Annotated in this window: 16 protein-coding genes and 1 tRNA gene; 3 read left to right on the forward strand and 14 right to left on the reverse strand. The window is 44.1% G+C overall.

What is annotated here, in order from left to right:
- Positions 1-107: 107 nt before the first annotated feature.
- The 11 genes from AAC854_RS00420 to xerD form a co-directional block, all read right to left on the reverse strand.
- Entirely contained in the window at positions 108-263 is a 156-nt protein-coding gene (locus AAC854_RS00420; protein WP_340615399.1) for a hypothetical protein, read from the reverse strand.
- Between the two features lie 78 nt (positions 264-341).
- A complete protein-coding gene (locus tag AAC854_RS00425; protein WP_340615400.1) occupies positions 342-557 on the reverse strand; it encodes an AlpA family phage regulatory protein in 216 nt (71 codons plus the stop codon).
- Positions 557-772: a helix-turn-helix transcriptional regulator gene (locus tag AAC854_RS00430; RefSeq protein WP_340615401.1), complete on the reverse strand. Its 216-nt coding sequence runs from the start codon at positions 770-772 to the stop codon at positions 557-559. Before AAC854_RS00430 ends, AAC854_RS00425 begins: the two co-directional genes overlap by 1 nt.
- Positions 773-903: 131 nt before the next feature.
- Positions 904-1,902, reverse strand: coding sequence for a DUF6387 family protein (locus AAC854_RS00435; protein ID WP_340615402.1), 999 nt, complete (start codon positions 1,900-1,902; stop codon positions 904-906).
- A 144-nt stretch (positions 1,903-2,046) separates the two neighbouring features.
- Positions 2,047-3,261: a tyrosine-type recombinase/integrase gene (locus tag AAC854_RS00440; protein ID WP_340615403.1), complete on the reverse strand. Its 1,215-nt coding sequence runs from the start codon at positions 3,259-3,261 to the stop codon at positions 2,047-2,049.
- A 165-nt stretch (positions 3,262-3,426) separates the two neighbouring features.
- A tRNA-Gly gene (locus tag AAC854_RS00445) sits at positions 3,427-3,500 on the reverse strand.
- 170 nt (positions 3,501-3,670) lie between these two features.
- A complete protein-coding gene (gene lysS, locus AAC854_RS00450) occupies positions 3,671-5,185 on the reverse strand; it encodes a lysine--tRNA ligase (protein WP_340615404.1) in 1,515 nt (504 codons plus the stop codon).
- 9 nt (positions 5,186-5,194) lie between these two features.
- A protein-coding gene (prfB, locus tag AAC854_RS00455) for a peptide chain release factor 2 (RefSeq protein ID WP_152671536.1) occupies positions 5,195-6,293 on the reverse strand; the annotation gives its coding sequence in 2 pieces (ribosomal slippage) (positions 5,195-6,217 and positions 6,219-6,293; 1,098 coding nt in all).
- Positions 6,294-6,428: 135 nt separating this feature from the next.
- The gene (recJ, locus tag AAC854_RS00460) at positions 6,429-8,162 is read right to left on the reverse strand and encodes a single-stranded-DNA-specific exonuclease RecJ (protein WP_340615405.1); all 1,734 of its coding nucleotides are present in this window, start codon (positions 8,160-8,162) and stop codon (positions 6,429-6,431) included.
- Positions 8,163-8,168: 6 nt separating this feature from the next.
- Positions 8,169-8,885 (reverse strand): bifunctional protein-disulfide isomerase/oxidoreductase DsbC, encoded by a 717-nt coding sequence (gene dsbC, locus AAC854_RS00465; protein ID WP_340615406.1) that lies wholly within the window; start codon positions 8,883-8,885, stop codon positions 8,169-8,171.
- A 32-nt stretch (positions 8,886-8,917) separates the two neighbouring features.
- Positions 8,918-9,796: a site-specific tyrosine recombinase XerD gene (gene xerD, locus AAC854_RS00470; protein WP_047963643.1), complete on the reverse strand. Its 879-nt coding sequence runs from the start codon at positions 9,794-9,796 to the stop codon at positions 8,918-8,920.
- 214 nt (positions 9,797-10,010) lie between these two features.
- Here xerD and fldB point away from each other — a divergent pair, with 214 nt between their 5' ends.
- Positions 10,011-10,529, forward strand: a complete 519-nt coding sequence (gene fldB, locus AAC854_RS00475) for a flavodoxin FldB (RefSeq protein WP_047963642.1) — start codon at positions 10,011-10,013, stop codon at positions 10,527-10,529.
- 11 nt (positions 10,530-10,540) lie between these two features.
- Here fldB and AAC854_RS00480 read toward each other — a convergent pair whose 3' ends face one another.
- Positions 10,541-10,969, reverse strand: a complete 429-nt coding sequence (locus AAC854_RS00480; protein ID WP_340615407.1) for a protein YgfX — start codon at positions 10,967-10,969, stop codon at positions 10,541-10,543.
- Positions 10,950-11,216, reverse strand: a complete 267-nt coding sequence (gene sdhE / locus AAC854_RS00485) for an FAD assembly factor SdhE (protein ID WP_273548195.1) — start codon at positions 11,214-11,216, stop codon at positions 10,950-10,952. Before sdhE ends, AAC854_RS00480 begins: the two co-directional genes overlap by 20 nt.
- 235 nt (positions 11,217-11,451) lie before the next feature.
- Between sdhE and ygfZ the strand changes: the two genes are divergently transcribed.
- A complete protein-coding gene (ygfZ, locus tag AAC854_RS00490; protein ID WP_340615408.1) occupies positions 11,452-12,453 on the forward strand; it encodes a tRNA-modifying protein YgfZ in 1,002 nt (333 codons plus the stop codon).
- 16 nt (positions 12,454-12,469) lie between these two features.
- Positions 12,470-13,075 (forward strand): HD domain-containing protein, encoded by a 606-nt coding sequence (locus tag AAC854_RS00495; protein WP_340615409.1) that lies wholly within the window; start codon positions 12,470-12,472, stop codon positions 13,073-13,075.
- Positions 13,076-13,311: 236 nt separating this feature from the next.
- On the opposite strand, the gene gcvP is transcribed toward AAC854_RS00495, so the two are convergent.
- Positions 13,312-16,188 (reverse strand): aminomethyl-transferring glycine dehydrogenase, encoded by a 2,877-nt coding sequence (gcvP, locus tag AAC854_RS00500; protein ID WP_340615410.1) that lies wholly within the window; start codon positions 16,186-16,188, stop codon positions 13,312-13,314.
- Between the last annotated feature and the right edge of the window lie 51 nt (positions 16,189-16,239).

A 16,239-nucleotide genomic window follows, 5' to 3' on the forward strand; every position in this document is an offset into this window, starting at 1 on the left:
TTTTTACGGAGCTCCCCAAACGCCATCCCAACGATCCTCTGCACGATCTGCTCCCGTGGAACGTGAATATGGGCGACATCATGTAAATACACTGCTTAATTGGCCGCTTACTTTGATACTGAGGCAGCGAAACTTTGTTTAGTCCATATCTCTATCCATTGACTCACTAATTCAATTGGCAACCCATTGACTAATATCCCGCTAGTCTGATTTTGGGCGTGAGCGAGTCCCTGACCATTTAAGGCCGCCTTTTTAGATGTCATATTTTTACCCTGTCTTAATTAATTTGATTTTCGGCTATAGGAGTTATTTACGTTCTCTACTGTGGGCGGGTTGCGTACCTACCATAAAACATCACTTAATAGCCACGCACATGAATTACGCCCAAAATGACAACGGGGCGGAAATAAACCTAGTGTTTCTAATTTATGGCAATGGCTGCGAGAAATTCCAGATATTCTTTCGCGTTCTTTTTCTCTTATTCGTCTTTCAATTTCACCATAAACGGAAAGAATATATTTTCGCTGTTCATCGGTAGGTAATATGAATTTTGACATTACATCACCTCGCTGCGAGATTCAGCGATGCGTTGTGATATCCAGTCATCTATTTCTGACTCAATAAAAGCAACTGAGCGAGTGCCTATTTTGACTTGCTTAGGGAATTGGCCTGCTTGAATGAGTTTGTAGATCCACGCTTTACCATAGCCGGTTCTGCGTTGAACTTCGGGTAAGCGGATAAGGTTTACTTTCGATGCTGTGATTGTTGGCATGTAGCCCCCTGTTAACTTTCCCTTAATATTCCATAGCGGACTTTGTTAGATTACAGGGGTATTGTCATTTCATTATCTTGTTTTAGATAGACATAATCACAAAAATGTTTTATCTACCAAAACCATCGGACTTAAACTTCGGTGAGTTCCATGACATCTGAAAATCTCATATCTTTGAGGTACTCATTTTTCTTTACATAGAACGATAAATATCGTAAAAAATCACCGAAAACTATTCTTTCAACGAATGGTTTAACGGTGTCTTTAATTTGAACCCCTCCCATTATATTTCCTTCACTTAGAGGGAATAATAATCTGGCGTATAATTCATTGCTGATTTTCTTTTGGTTTATTTTCTCCCATAACATTAAATCAATGAAAGGAAATACTTTATAATTGAATATTTTCTTTAATGAAGATAATCCAATTCTATTATTGTTTTTTTCAGGTTCATCTATTCCTGCCCCAAGCCTCCATATCTTTAAAAGCCCTTTAAATTCTGTAAGTAGTTCATCATCAGAATAATTCTCTATATTAAATTTAACTACCAACTCATCATTAAACCAATCTCCTAAATAACCAACTTTGTTTATGCTCGAAAATATGTTTCCATCAATTACTTTGACAGGTTTATTAACCTCTTCTATTATTTCCCCCTGTCTTAACAAGGCCTTATAGTAGGATATTAAATCGCCAACATTAAACAAGTTGCAAGACTCTCCCTCAATAGAATACTCATCATATTCTTTATTAAAATAATCAACACATCTTATAGGGTGTCCATTTACAATGAATTCAATATCTTGATTTTTATCAAAGGATTCATCTGTTGTAACCGAAATATTTTCTTCATCAGAACCATTATGTAAATCAGAAATTATATCATGGGTAATTAAACTGCTGTAATTAACCAACCCTTTTTCCAAACCTCTAAATATTGACTTTCTTATTTCATCAATATTAAATGTTGGAGAATCATCATCTGCGTCGTCTTCATCTTCGTAATCATATAAAGAAAATACTCTATTCTTCAAATCATCAATAACCTCTAACACTGTTAAATCTAATAATTGCTCATATCTATTTATATCAAACCATGAAGTTATTTCTTTAGGTTTTGCTCTTGCCATTCCATCACCCCGCACCCTCTATTGGTAGGAGCTATGCCAGCCCGTAGAGGTGTACGGGTTTTCGGTGATCAGCCTAGGCATAGCTTTATTTTTTAACGTCTTGGATAGTCTACTAAAGACAATTACCACTGTCTATTCATCCAATTAAACACGTTTCCCAAATTTTCTAGGCTCCACATTTTCGCCCCGTTCGAGTGCATCCATGTAGTCGGCATACCATTGAAGCATCTCCCTACGACCATCCAGATATTGAGCATGATTGTATGTCCCCTTAATTCTGTTCTTATCAACATGAGCAAGCTGCGTTTCAATCCAATCAGTGTTATAACCTTTCTCATATAAAATCGTACTCATGGTATGACGAAAGCCATGTCCAGTTACACGCCCCGCATAACCAATGCGCCTAATTAATGCAGTTGATGCCATTTCACTCATTGGATTTGATTGATTTATTCTGCCGGGGAAAATATATTTCCCATGGCCTGTAATAGGTTTTATCTGTTCCAAAATATCAATGGCCTGATTTGATAACGGAATAATATGAGGACGTCTTTTCTTCATTTTTTCAGCAGGTATTTCCCACAGTTTTTTATTAACGTCAACTTCACTCCATTCTGCTTTACGTAATTCCCCAGGGCGAACTCCTGTTATCATTTGTAATCTTACCCCCATTTTTACTATAAAACTGCCCGTATAAGAGTTTAAAGCTTTATAAAACTCGGGTATTTCATCAAAAACCAAAAATGCATAATGTGTTTTTTTATGTGGAATAAATGCAGATGCTAAATCAGGAGCTGGATTATATTCCGCTCTACCTGTTACTACCGCATATCGCCATACCTCACCACAACGCTGACGGACTTTTCTTAATTTCTCTGTTGCACCACGATCATTTATCCGAGATAAAACAGCCATAAGTTCCATTGGCTTGATTTCGGCGATAGGTTTGTCCCCTATATACGGAAAAACATCTTTTTCAAACGTTTCTATCATTTCTTCGGCATAAGAAGCTGACCAACGGTCAACACGTTTTCCATACCACTCTAGGGCGATATTTTTAAAGGTATTGGCTCTGTCATTCTCTGCTGCTTTCTTCTGCTCTTTCCGTTTCTGATTAGGGTCTATCCCATCCACCAGCAAGCGCTTTGCCTCCTCTCGTTTTTTTCTGGCATCAGCTAGCGTTACCGTAGGATATACCCCAATGGCTAATAGCTTTTCTTTGCCGTCTGTACGGTATTTAAGTCGCCAGTATTTACTACCATTAGATTTAATCAACAGATACAACCCACCGCCATCCGACAACTTGTAGTCTTTCTCTTTGGGCTTACTGGCTTCGATTTGCTTGGCTGTTAGTTTCATATTGGGGGTACTCGAAATCAGGAGGTATAAAGTACCCCCATATGTACCACCAAAAGTGGGTGGATTTCAATAGACTCAAAGAGACTTAGAGAGATAAGGACTTAGAAGTAGTTGTTGATTTATCTGGGTTTAATGGACTTTTGTAGACGGTGGAAGAGGTTTATTTGGAGCGAGTGAAGGGAATCGAACCCTCGTATAGAGCTTGGGAAGCTCTCGTTCTACCATTGAACTACACTCGCATCAGTGAAGTAGCGCTGACAAATATATACCTGTTACCGGATCTCAGCAAGTGATTATCGTTAATATTTATCTATATTTCAGCCAGTTGTTTCATTCTTTCTTATATATAAAAAAAACGCCCGGCCAGAGTAACTGGCAGGGCGTTTAGCGGATTTTAATCAAAAAATGATTATTTATTCGGCCGCATTGCCGGGAACAGGATAACGTCACGGATAGTATGGCTGTTAGTGAACAACATCACCATACGGTCGATACCAATCCCCAAGCCCGCTGTTGGTGGCAGGCCATGTTCCAGTGCAGTGATGTAGTCTTCATCGTAGAACATCGCTTCGTCATCACCTTCGTCTTTCTGGCGAACTTGCTCTGCGAAACGCTCTGCCTGATCTTCCGCGTCATTCAGCTCCGAGAAGCCGTTACCGATTTCACGACCACCGATGAAGAACTCAAAACGGTCAGTAATGAATGGGTTTTCGTCGTTACGACGTGCCAACGGAGAAACTTCTGCCGGATACTCTGTAATGAAAGTCGGCTGAATCAAGTGGCTTTCTGCGGTTTCTTCAAAGATTTCACACTGAACTCGACCCAAGCCCCAACCTTTTTCAACGTCAATGCCCAAGGATTTCGCGATAACAACGGCTTTATCCATATCATCCAAGTCTGCCATATTGGTTTCTGGACGATATTTGCAGATCGCTTCTTTCATGGTCATTTTGATGAAAGGTTTGCCGAAATCGAATTCTTGCTCACCATATTGCACCAGCGTTGTCCCCAACACTTCTTGAGTCAGAGTACGGAACAGTTCTTCGGTCAGCACGATCAAATCTTGGTAATCCGCGTAAGCCATGTAGAGTTCCATCATGGTGAACTCAGGGTTGTGACGCGGAGAAACGCCTTCGTTACGGAAGTTACGGTTGATTTCGAAAACGCGCTCAAAACCACCGACAACCAGACGTTTCAGATACAGTTCTGGCGCAATACGCAGGTACATGTCAATATCCAGCGCATTGTGGTGCGTAATGAATGGACGCGCACTTGCACCACCCGGAATCGCCTGCATCATTGGCGTTTCAACTTCCATGAAGTCTTTCTGGGTCATGAAGTTACGCAATGCAGACATCACGCGAGAACGAATCTGGAATGCCTTACGGGATTCATCGTTCGCGATCAAATCCAAATAACGCTGGCGATAGCGGGTTTCCTGATCCGCCAAACCGTGGAATTTATCCGGCAGTGGACGCAATGCTTTAGTCAGCAGACGCAGTTCGGTACAGTGAATGGAAAGTTCACCCGTTTGAGTTTTGAACAACTTACCGCGTGCACCTAAAATGTCACCCAAATCCCATTTTTTGAACTGAGTATTGTAAATACCTTCCGGCAAGTCATCACGGGAAACGTAGATCTGAATGCGGCCGCCCTTGTCCTGCAAGGTTGCAAAAGATGCCTTGCCCATGATACGACGTGTCATCATGCGACCAGCAACGGTCACTTCGATATCCAGCTCTTCCAACTCTTCCTTCGTCTTGCCATCGTATTTTGCGTGCAGATCTTCGGAAATGTTTTCGCGACGAAAATCATTTGGGAAAGCAATGCCGTTGCTGCGCAGTACAGCCAGTTTCTCACGGCGTGTTTTCAGTTCATTATTTAAGTCAGGAGCTTGTTCAGCTCCCTGCTGTTGTTGTGACATTTTAGTTCCTCATAGGCCAGCTTTTAAGCTTGCTTCAATGAATTTGTCCAAATCACCATCCAGCACAGATTGCGTGTTACGGGTTTCTACACCGGTACGCAAGTCTTTAATGCGGGAATCATCCAAAACGTAAGAGCGGATCTGACTGCCCCAACCAATATCCGATTTGTTTTCTTCCATTGCTTGTTTATCAGCATTCTTCTTCTGCATTTCCAGTTCGTACAGTTTCGCTTTCAACTGTTTCATCGCCTGGTCTTTGTTTTTATGCTGAGAACGGTCTGTCTGACATTGAGTGACGGTGCCAGTCGGTACGTGGGTGATACGTACAGCCGATTCAGTTTTGTTGACGTGCTGACCACCAGCACCAGAGGCGCGGTATACATCAATACGTAAATCAGCCGGATTGATTTCAATATCAATATCATCATCTACTTCTGGATAGATGAAGGCAGAACTGAATGATGTATGACGGCGGCCACCTGAGTCAAACGGGCTCTTACGTACCAAGCGATGAACGCCCGTTTCTGTACGCAGCCAGCCATAAGCATATTCACCTACAATCTTGATAGTGGCGGATTTCAGACCTGCAACGTCACCATCAGATTCTTCAATGATTTCTGTCTTAAAGCCCTTCGATTCAGCCCAACGCAGATACATGCGCATCAACATGCTGGCCCAGTCCTGTGCTTCTGTACCGCCAGAACCTGCCTGAAGATCCAGATAACAGTTTGCGTTGTCATATTCGCCGGAGAACATACGACGGAATTCAAGCAGGCCCAGTTTTTCTTCTAACTGTTCCAATTCAGCGACTGCTTCATTGAAGGTCTCTTCGTCATCAGCCTCAACAGCCAATTCCAACAAACCATTCACATCTTCCAATCCCTGATCAAGTTGATCGATGGTTTCTACGATGCTTTCCAGTGATGAACGCTCTTTACCCAACGCCTGTGCCCGTTCCGGTTCATTCCAGACATCAGGCTGTTCCAGTTCAGCATTAACTTCTTCTAAGCGTTCTTTCTTGGCATCATAGTCAAAGATACCCCCTCAGAACTGCTGTCCGTTCAGACAGGTCCTGAATGTGGTTTTTTACCGGATTAATTTCAAACATATTTTGTGTCTTATACGTTGTGTATTATGAATAAATGATGGTCGCATGGATATTTTCGAACCGCGTATTCTAACGGATCTATCACTGGGTTTATAGCATTTCCGCAGATTTACCACATCATCAGATGATGGCAATTCAGTAAGGCCAAATATGCTGGATCAAAAGCTGTACATCCCGATTACCACGAAATTCGTTAATATCCAATTTATAAGCCAGTTCTACCGTTTTGACGCTGTTATCCGGCCAGCGATTAACATCAATATTAAATGCGATGCCATCCAGCATTGGTCCGCCATTTAATGGTTCAAGCATCACTTTCAGATGGTTTTCACCAACAATTCGCTGTTGTAGCAACTTGAATTTACCGTCAAATACTGGCTCTGCAAACGCCTGTCCCCACGGGCCACCGTCACGCAGGATTTCTGCAACTTCCAGCGACAACTCATCCAATGCCAGTTCCCCATCACTCCAGACCACACCTTCAAGTTGGGAGATGTCCAGTAAATCTGCCACTAATGCAGAAAAATGGCGCTGAAATAGGTCAAATTTGTCTTGTTCAATCGACAATCCCGCTGCCATCGCATGACCACCAAATTTCAACATTAATCCCGGATGCAGGGTATCAAGGCGTTCAAGCGCATCACGCATATGCAAGCCATGTACAGAGCGGCCCGATCCTTTTAGCGTACCATCCCCAGCAGGGGCAAAAGCGATAACCGGACGATGAAAGCGTTCTTTAATACGCGAGGCCAAAATACCCACTACGCCCTGATGCCATTCAGGATGGTAAATCGCCAGGCCATAGGGTAATTGGGTATGGGTGCGTTCGATTTTATCGCATATCTGCAAGGCTTCTTGCTGCATGCCTTGTTCAATTTCCCGACGAGTCTGGTTCAAGCCATCCAACTCACAAGCGATCTGACGCGCTTGCATCATGTCATCTGTAAGCAATAACGCCACCCCAACAGACATATCATCCAGACGACCAGCAGCATTTAATCGTGGCCCTAATGAAAAGCCCAAATCACTGGCAGCCAGTTTTGTGGATTCTCGTTTGGAAACTTCAAGCAATGCCCGTATTCCCGCACAGCATCGCCCTGCCCGAATGCGATTTAGTCCCTGATATACCAAAATACGATTATTGGTATCAAGGGGAACCACATCTGCCACCGTGCCTAATGCCACTAAATCCAGTAATTCCGCCAGATTAGGTAATGATATGCCTTGCTGCTCAAACCATGACAATTGGCGTAATTCCGCCCTGAGTGCGGACATCAGATAAAATGCGACGCCAACACCCGCCAATGCCTTGGAAGGAAAGGCACAATCCACCAAATTGGGATTGATAATGGCATTGGCGGCGGGCAATGTTTCACCCGGCAAATGGTGATCGGTGACAATAACTTTAATGCCGTGTTGATGTGCCGCAGTGACACCGTCATGGGATGAGATCCCATTATCCACTGTGATAATCAGCTCTGCGCCTTTTTTGACGACTTCATCAACAACCTGAACGCTCAGGCCATAACCGTCTTCAAAACGGTTGGGAACAAGATAATCAAGACGACGATATCCCATTGCACGCAATGCACGAATACACAATGCGGTACTGGTCGCCCCATCCGCATCGAAATCTCCGACGATCACAATACGCCAATGTTCATGCAATGCTGTGATAAGCAAAGCAATTGCCTGTTCAATGCCGTTAAGGGATTGGTAATTAAGCAATCCCTTTGCACCGCGCTCCAGTTCATCTGCCTGACGTATACCACGCATGGCGTATAAACGGCGCAATAACGGATGAATATTGTTGGGAAGCTGGCTGAAATCCGCCTCCGGTCGGCGGCGGAGTTGTGTTTCTTGATGCATTATCAGTTATTCACCACGTTGATCCAACATAGCTAATAAATCTTTCGGCGACAAATAACCACCAATCACACTACCATCTTCAAGAATAATCGCTGGTGTACCCTGAACGCCAAATTGCAAGCCTAGCTGATATTGTTTCTCGATATCAGTTTTACATTCTTTAATTGGAGAAACCTTGTCACCTTTGAAAACCGCATTGAGAGATTTGTTCGGTGTCGCGCTGCACCAAATAGACTGCATCTCTTTGGCTGATTCGTGTTGCAGGCCATGACGAGGAAATGCCAGATAACGAACAGTAATCCCCAGATCGTTATATTCTTGCATACTTTCATGCAGCTTGCGGCAATAACCACAAGTAATATCAGTAAAGACAGTAACAACGTGTTTTTCTTTCGGTGCTTTATAAATAATCATTTGATTTTTCAAAGCTTCCAGCTTTTTAACCAAAACCTGATTACTGACATTCTTGGGTATTTTGCCACTCATTTCATACAGTGGTCCCTGTAACAAATATTTACCATCATTAGACATATAAATAATGCCGTGATCAGTTAAAATTGCACTCACGCCAGAAATCTGTGATGGGGTAATATTTTCTGCCTTGATTCCCATTTTAGCCAGTGACTTATTGATAGGGCTTTCATCAGCGAAGGCATTATTGGCAAAAGCATTGTTGGCAAAAGCAGTCAGTATTAAAGAAAGGCAAAACGCAATTTTCTTCATTGTTTGTTCCTTATTTGCATCTTTCTCCGCAGTTACCCACGAGGATGATGTTGTTGATGCAGCACCTTAAGGCGTTCGGTTGCTACATGAGTGTAAATCTGAGTTGTAGAGAGATCACTATGGCCCAGTAACATCTGCACAACGCGTAAGTCAGCGCCATGATTAAGTAAATGTGTTGCAAAAGCATGGCGTAAAACATGGGGTGACAAGCGTTCGGCATCAATTTCGGCCAATACGGCATAGTGTTTGATCCGATGCCAAAAAGTTTGGCGTGTCATCTGCGTTCCCCGCTTACTGGGGAAAAATACATCAGATACCGCGCCATTCAATAACCAAGGGCGCCCATGCTCAAGATAATTTTCCAGCCAGTAAACTGCTTCTTCCCCTAAAGGGACTAATCTTTCCTTATTTCCCTTACCGACTACCCTGACCACACCTTGACGTAAACTCACATCCGATAACGTCAGTCCAACCAATTCCGAGACGCGTAATCCACACGCATAAAGCACTTCAAGCATAGCTTTATCCCGCAGTTCAATCGGCTGTTCAGTCACAGGCGCGTTGAGCAAATTCTCAACTTGTTTTTCGCTTAAATCTTTGGGCAGACGTTTAGGCAATTTAGGCGCAGATAATAACGCAGTTGGATCATCTTCCCGCATTCTTTCACGATAAAGATACTGAAACAACCGCCTCATTGCACTTAGCAAGCGGGCTGAACTACTCGCTTTATAACCGCCGTCTACCCGTTCAGCCAAAAATGATTGTAGCTCTATAGACTGTACAGTAAGTAAATCATGGTCATAATGCACCAGCCAATTGTTCAGAGCTTGTAAATCAAGCCGATAAGAAGCCAGCGTATTCTCAGCCAAATCTTTTTCCAGCCAGATGGTATCGAGAAATTGTTCTATCAGGGGATTAGCCGTTGGATATTGTTTCGGAGAGCTGTTTTCTGATAAATCTTTTTCTGATGCCTTATTTCCTGATAAATGGCTTTCTGATAGGTTGTGTTTTCTTGGCACAAGCCCTCCTTTCTATATGCGCCTTCCAATCGGCTATTATGCCTGAAAAAGCGATTATTCTGTTACAATGCCACCCCTGATATTCGAAACTTCCTGATAAATAATGATGAAAATTGGTCTCTTTTACGGCTCCAGTACATGCTATACAGAAATGGTAGCAGAAAAAATACGCGATATACTCGGTGAAGATCTCATCGATCTGCATAATGTCAAGGATTGTGATCCGCAATTGATGGAAGAGTATTCTGTCTTGATCCTCGGTATGCCAACGTGGGATTTCGGAGAACTGCAAGAAGATTGGCTGGCTATTTGGGATCAGCTTCCGTCACTGGATCTGGCAGGAACAATCGTTGCCATGTATGGCATGGGAGATCAGATCGATTACAGTGAATGGTTTTTGGATGCATTAGGCATGCTGTATCATCATCTGCGACCAACAGGTGTACAGTTTATTGGTTTCTGGCCAACAGAAGGTTATGAGTTTACCAGCCCCAAACCGCTATCTGATGATGGTAAGCAGTTCGTCGGGCTAGCTCTGGATGATGTAAACCAGTTCGAACAAACCGATGAGCGTTTAAGTGAATGGTGTATGCAGATATTGGCTGAAATGGAAGCCTTATTCTGACGGTTTTTTAGCTATTTTTTAACAGAATATTGGCGCATAAGCTGGTTTAGATGGCGCCATGCTTCTGGTGACAGACTATCGGATGCCACCCACAATCTGACTGGTGACTGATGGCGTGCATTTTCTGCCTGCACAAGAGCATGAAGTATAACGACCATTCCATAGCGGCTAAACCACGGTGGTTGAGCGATGATCCACGCTGCTTTTTGCCAGTGCACTTTATTGCCCTTAAATAGCACCAATCGCCCCTGACACTGGCGAATATTTTTCTGACTCCATATCCAACTAATTATGATAATCGCAAGCAATGGGAGCCAGAAAAAAATACCGTTTGTCGGCCACGGCGCCAATAAAGCCGCCACAGCGATGCCGCCATGTGCACCGATAGAAAACAGGCAAGTCTGGCGGGAGATGCTTAATTTATTGTTCCACAGGACCACGGGCTTGGTTTCTGCTCTGGATCAATTGCACCATATGAAAAAGCTCATCATCTTCAGGACGCCCATGATTCATCAGCCAGTTGAAAAGATCAGGGTCCGGACACTCCAGCAAACGAACGAAAATCCGCTTGTCGTCATCATTCAAGGAATCATATTCATACTCAAAAAATGGCATGATAGAAATATCCAATTCACGCATTCCACGACGACATGCCCAGTGAATACGCGCTTTATTACCAATATCCATGTTTAAAAAGCCTCTTTATCATTTTTCATCAAGCGGGATTATCAACGATTCTAACCTGTTTTTCATCATCTGCTACGGCTGAATGTCTGGATATATCGACAACTTGAGAAGCGTATCGCAACAACACAACAACGAATGTTTGAAAGGTAAATAACGGGAATAACCCCTTTGCATGAAGCAACTTCTCTTTTACCATTAGCGTTATTTCTCAGATAGTTTACTGGCAGGAGTTGTTATGGCTTACCAAATTCCGTTTTCTGCACAATCTCCCCTCCCTTCAGCAACACTCCCACTGACTTTAATTTCCCTTGAGGATTGGGGAATGGTGACCACCATTGGCGCTGACGCGGAGAAATATCTGCAAGGTCAAGTAACAACAGACATAGCTTCCCTGGATAAAAACCAACATGTGTTAACTGCGCATTGTGATGCCAAAGGAAAAATGTGGAGTAATCTACGGCTGTTTCGACGTGGAGAAGGTTTTGCCTATATTGAACGTCATTCCGTATTGGACACGCAATTAACTGAATTGAAAAAGTATGCTGTTTTTTCCAAAGTGACTTTTGCCAAAGATGACGAAAGTGTCCTGCTCGGTGTTGCGGGAACAGGAAGCCGGAAAGCATTGGCAACCTTCTTCCCTGCTCTGCCCGACGCCGAATCTCCTGTTATCCAACATGAAGCGACAACACTTCTCCATTTATCACTTCCTACTGAACGTTTTCTTTTAGTCACGGACAGCACAACCGCAGCTCAATTAACCGAAATGTTCGTCGAGAAGTTGCAATCACAATTGAATAACAGTCAACAGTGGCTGGCGCTGGAAATTGAAGCGGGATTTCCTGTGATTGATGCAGCCAGCAGCGCACAGCTTATTCCTCAAGCGACAAATCTTCAGGCAATCGAAAATAGTATCAATTTTAAGAAAGGTTGTTATACCGGTCAGGAGATGGTGGCACGTGCCAAGTACCGCGGTGCAAATAAGCGAGCTATGTACTGGTTGGCCGGTAGTGCCTCTTCTTTGCCTGCCGCTGGCGATGATTTGGAATGGCAGTTGGGTGATAAATGGCGCCGGACAGGTTCAGTGTTGGCTGCGGTTAAACTGGCTGACGGTTTAATCTGGGTGCAAGTTGTCATGAACAATGATATGGAAACAGAGAGTGTTTTCCGTGTCCGTGAAGATGAAGGCCATGCCCTCACGATCCAAGCATTACCCTACTCATTAGACGAAGAAAAATAATTGTTGAGGTTTCCATATGTCATTAGCTGTACCTCCTGTTAATTTCGGCCCTTTTACTGATGTCATCGCGTTTATCATGGAACTGGATAAATTGAAGTATGTTCATCGCAAAACGAAATTACTGAACAATACCCGACATGAAAACTCCGCTGAACATAGCTGGCATTTCGCTATTGCCGTTCTCGGCTTTGCTCCTTATGCTGGCGATGTGGATATCAGTCGTGTCATGCAGATGGCCCTCATTCATGACATTGTTGAAATCGATGCCGGTGATGTGATTGCATTCGATCTGGCTGCCCGTGAAGCCATTCAAGAACAGGAAGTTAAAGCAGCTAACCGTATTTTCGGTTTACTGCCGGAAGCACAGAGAGAATATTTTCTGGAACTGTGGCACGAATATGAAGATGCCCTTACCCCCGAAGCGCGTTTTGCCAAAACACTCGACAGGATCATGCCTGTATTTATGAACCTGCATAATCAAGGCCAGAGTTGGGTCGAAAATAACATTCGCTTTGAACAAGTTTACAACCTGCTCCATTTTATTGCCGAAAGTTATCCGGAACTGTGGCAATACCTTCTACCACAATTAGAAGCAGCGAAGGAAAAAGGCTGGCTGAAATAATTTCCATCTTTATCCAGTAAAAGCTGTCAGCTTTAGCCAATACGGTATCTGACAGCTTTAATATACATTTTCAATTGATTACCGCTTCAATCAGACGCTGCCCTTGATGGCGCATGGCAGATAAAAAAGCTAAAAATAACAACGAATTTTGATTTATATGAAATTTATATTCATTAACAATTAAATTCCCCCATCTTATCAGACGGGGGTTGACAATAAATCAATCTAAATCGTCATTAACGATAATCGTCAATCGGCGCACAAGAGCAATGTAAGTTGCGGTCACCGTAAACATCGTCCAGACGTTTAACCGTCGGCCAATATTTGTTGGCTTTTGTTTCCACTGTTGGGAAAACAGCAACTTCACGGCTGTAGGCATGGTTCCATTCAGAAACAAGTTCAGCCTGAATATGTGGCGCGTTAACCAGTGGGTTATCTTCCAAACACCATTCCCCTTTTGCCACTTTGCTGATTTCTTCACGGATTGCCAGCATTGCGTCAATAAAGCGATCAATTTCAACTTTGCTTTCTGATTCCGTTGGCTCAACCATCAAAGTACCCGCAACAGGGAATGACATGGTTGGTGCATGGAAACCATAGTCAATCAGACGCTTGGCGATATCCATTTCGCTGATACCGAACTCTTCTTTCAATGGGCGAATGTCCAGAATACATTCATGGGCAACGTAACCACCACGTCCGGTATAAAGGATTTCATAAGCCCCTTTCAGGCGAGCAGCGATGTAGTTTGCATTCAGGATAGCAACCTGACTGGCTTGCTTCAGTCCCTTGGCACCCATCATGCGAATATACATCCAGCTAATTGGCAAAATGGAAGCACTTCCAAATGGTGCTGCGGATACCGCCCCCAGCGTCGTAACGCCATCCATTTCTACCACTGAGTGACCGGGTACAAATGGTGCAAGGTGTTTTTTCACACCAATCGGCCCCATACCCGGGCCACCACCGCCATGTGGAATACAGAAGGTTTTATGCAGATTCAGGTGCGAAACATCTGCGCCAATAAAGCCCGGCGTAGTGATCCCAACCTGGGCGTTCATGTTCGCGCCATCAAGGTAAACCTGGCCGCCATTTTGATGGATAATGTCGCAAATCTCACGAATGGTTTCTTCATACACACCGTGAGTTGATGGGTAAGTCACCATGATACAAGCCAGATCGTCACGATGATTTTCTGCTTTTTCACGCAGATCGGTCAGATCAATGTTGCCTTCTTTATCACAGTTCACAACCACAACTGTCATGCCCGCCATATGTGCCGAGGCAGGGTTTGTCCCATGCGCTGAGCTTGGTATTAAGCAAATATGACGATGCTGTTCACCACGGCTGGCGTAATAGCGACGAATCGCCAACAGACCAGCATACTCCCCTTGTGCCCCCGAATTTGGCTGCATACAAAATGCATCATATCCAGTCAATAGCACCAACCAATGGGAAAGCTGACCGATTAACTGATGATAACCCTGTGCCTGCTCTGTCGGGCAGAAAGGATGCATGTCGGTAAATTCAGGCCATGTTATCGGCGTGATTTCTGCAACCGCATTCAGTTTCATGGTGCACGATCCCAGCGGGATCATTGCCTGATTCAGCGCCAAATCTTTACGCTCCAGACTGTGCATATAACGCATCATGTCCGTTTCGCTATGATAACGGCGGAAGTTATCGTGCGTCAGAATCTCATCATTACGCAGCATGCTGGCAGGAATAGATTGGCTGCCATTCGCTATTGTGCTATCGAACGTTTCGATATCCAATACAGCGTCAGCTCCCGTCAGCACCCGGAATAAGGTTATCAGGTCATCGCGGCTGGTTTTTTCACTCAATGACACACCAACAGCCCCGAAAATATCGGTACGCAGGTTAATCTGCGCTTTATCCGCTCTTGCCAAGACCTGAGCTTTATCTGCCACTTCAACCGTCAACGTATCAAACCATGTTTTATGACGCAGTGTGATACCCGCTTGTTGCAAGCCAGCAGCCAGAATATCAGTCAGTCGATGAATGCGGCTAGCGATGCGCTTTAAGCCTTCCTCGCCGTGGTAAACCGCATACATGCCTGCAATATTCGCCAGTAAGACTTGAGAAGTACAGATATTAGAGTTCGCTTTTTCACGGCGGATATGTTGCTCACGTGTTTGCATTGCCATACGCAATGCCCTGTTACCCGCTGCATCACGGGAAACACCAATAATACGCCCCGGCATGGAACGTTTGAATTCATCACGGCAGGCAAAGAAGGCCGCATGAGGGCCACCGTATCCCATCGGCACACCAAAGCGCTGCGCAGAACCAAATACAATGTCAGCCCCTTGTTTACCCGGTGCCGTCAACATGACTAGAGCCATGAAGTCTGCCGCGACGCTGACAATGATTTTACGTTCTTTCAGTTTCACGATGAGATCGCTGTAATCGTGAACTTCGCCCGTTGTGCCAATTTGTTGCAACAGAACACCAAAAACACCTTCTAGCTCCAGTGCTTTTTCTGCTTTATCAACAATGACTTCAAATCCAAATGTTTCAGCACGGGTACGCACAACATCCAATGTCTGTGGATGAATGTCATCTGCCACAAAAAAACGCTCAGCATTCTTCAACTTGCTGATCCGTTTTGCCATTGCCATGGCTTCTGCCGCTGCGGTTGCTTCATCCAACAGAGAAGCAGACGCAAGATCCAAGCCCGTCAGGTCAATCGTAACTTGCTGGAAATTGAGCAGAGCTTCCAGCCGGCCTTGGGAAACTTCTGGTTGGTAAGGAGTATAAGCCGTATACCAGCCCGGGTTTTCCAACAAATTACGCAAGATAACAGGCGGAAGTATCGATGGCGCGTATCCCATGCCAATATAAGATTGATAGCGCTGGTTCTGGCTCGCCATTGCCTTTAATTCAGCCAGTGCCTGCTGTTCTGTTGCACTTTCAACGATTGCTGGCGGTTCTGACAATGCGATATTGCGGGGAACGATTTTATTTGTCAGATCGTCAAGAGAGTTTGCACCAACCATCGCCAACATTTCTATTTGCTGTTCAGCAGAAGAACCAATGTGGCGACGAATGAATTCACCTTGATTTTCAAGTTGGATTAATGTCTGAGTCATTGATGATAATTTCCTGAAACTAGCTAAAAACGGTACACATAAAAAAAAGCC

This window comes from Xenorhabdus entomophaga (assembly GCF_037996725.1).
GTDB classification, from domain to species: Bacteria; Pseudomonadota; Gammaproteobacteria; order Enterobacterales; family Enterobacteriaceae; genus Xenorhabdus; species Xenorhabdus khoisanae.

What these genes read in the sequence shown, in the direction of transcription:
- dsbC (WP_340615406.1), bottom strand. Translation starts at nt 8,885, where the DNA reads ATGAAGAAAATTGCGTTTTGCCTTTCTTTAATACTGACTGCTTTTGCC.
- fldB (WP_047963642.1), top strand. Translation starts at nt 10,011, where the DNA reads ATGAAAATTGGTCTCTTTTACGGCTCCAGTACATGCTATACAGAAATG.
- AAC854_RS00435 (WP_340615402.1), bottom strand. Translation starts at nt 1,902, where the DNA reads ATGGCAAGAGCAAAACCTAAAGAAATAACTTCATGGTTTGATATAAAT.
- ygfZ (WP_340615408.1), top strand. Translation starts at nt 11,452, where the DNA reads ATGGCTTACCAAATTCCGTTTTCTGCACAATCTCCCCTCCCTTCAGCA.
- recJ (WP_340615405.1), bottom strand. Translation starts at nt 8,162, where the DNA reads ATGCATCAAGAAACACAACTCCGCCGCCGACCGGAGGCGGATTTCAGC.
- AAC854_RS00425 (WP_340615400.1), bottom strand. Translation starts at nt 557, where the DNA reads ATGTCAAAATTCATATTACCTACCGATGAACAGCGAAAATATATTCTT.
- sdhE (WP_273548195.1), bottom strand. Translation starts at nt 11,216, where the DNA reads ATGGATATTGGTAATAAAGCGCGTATTCACTGGGCATGTCGTCGTGGA.
- AAC854_RS00440 (WP_340615403.1), bottom strand. Translation starts at nt 3,261, where the DNA reads ATGAAACTAACAGCCAAGCAAATCGAAGCCAGTAAGCCCAAAGAGAAA.
- AAC854_RS00420 (WP_340615399.1), bottom strand. Translation starts at nt 263, where the DNA reads ATGACATCTAAAAAGGCGGCCTTAAATGGTCAGGGACTCGCTCACGCC.
- gcvP (WP_340615410.1), bottom strand. Translation starts at nt 16,188, where the DNA reads ATGACTCAGACATTAATCCAACTTGAAAATCAAGGTGAATTCATTCGT.
- AAC854_RS00430 (WP_340615401.1), bottom strand. Translation starts at nt 772, where the DNA reads ATGCCAACAATCACAGCATCGAAAGTAAACCTTATCCGCTTACCCGAA.
- lysS (WP_340615404.1), bottom strand. Translation starts at nt 5,185, where the DNA reads ATGTCACAACAACAGCAGGGAGCTGAACAAGCTCCTGACTTAAATAAT.
- AAC854_RS00495 (WP_340615409.1), top strand. Translation starts at nt 12,470, where the DNA reads ATGTCATTAGCTGTACCTCCTGTTAATTTCGGCCCTTTTACTGATGTC.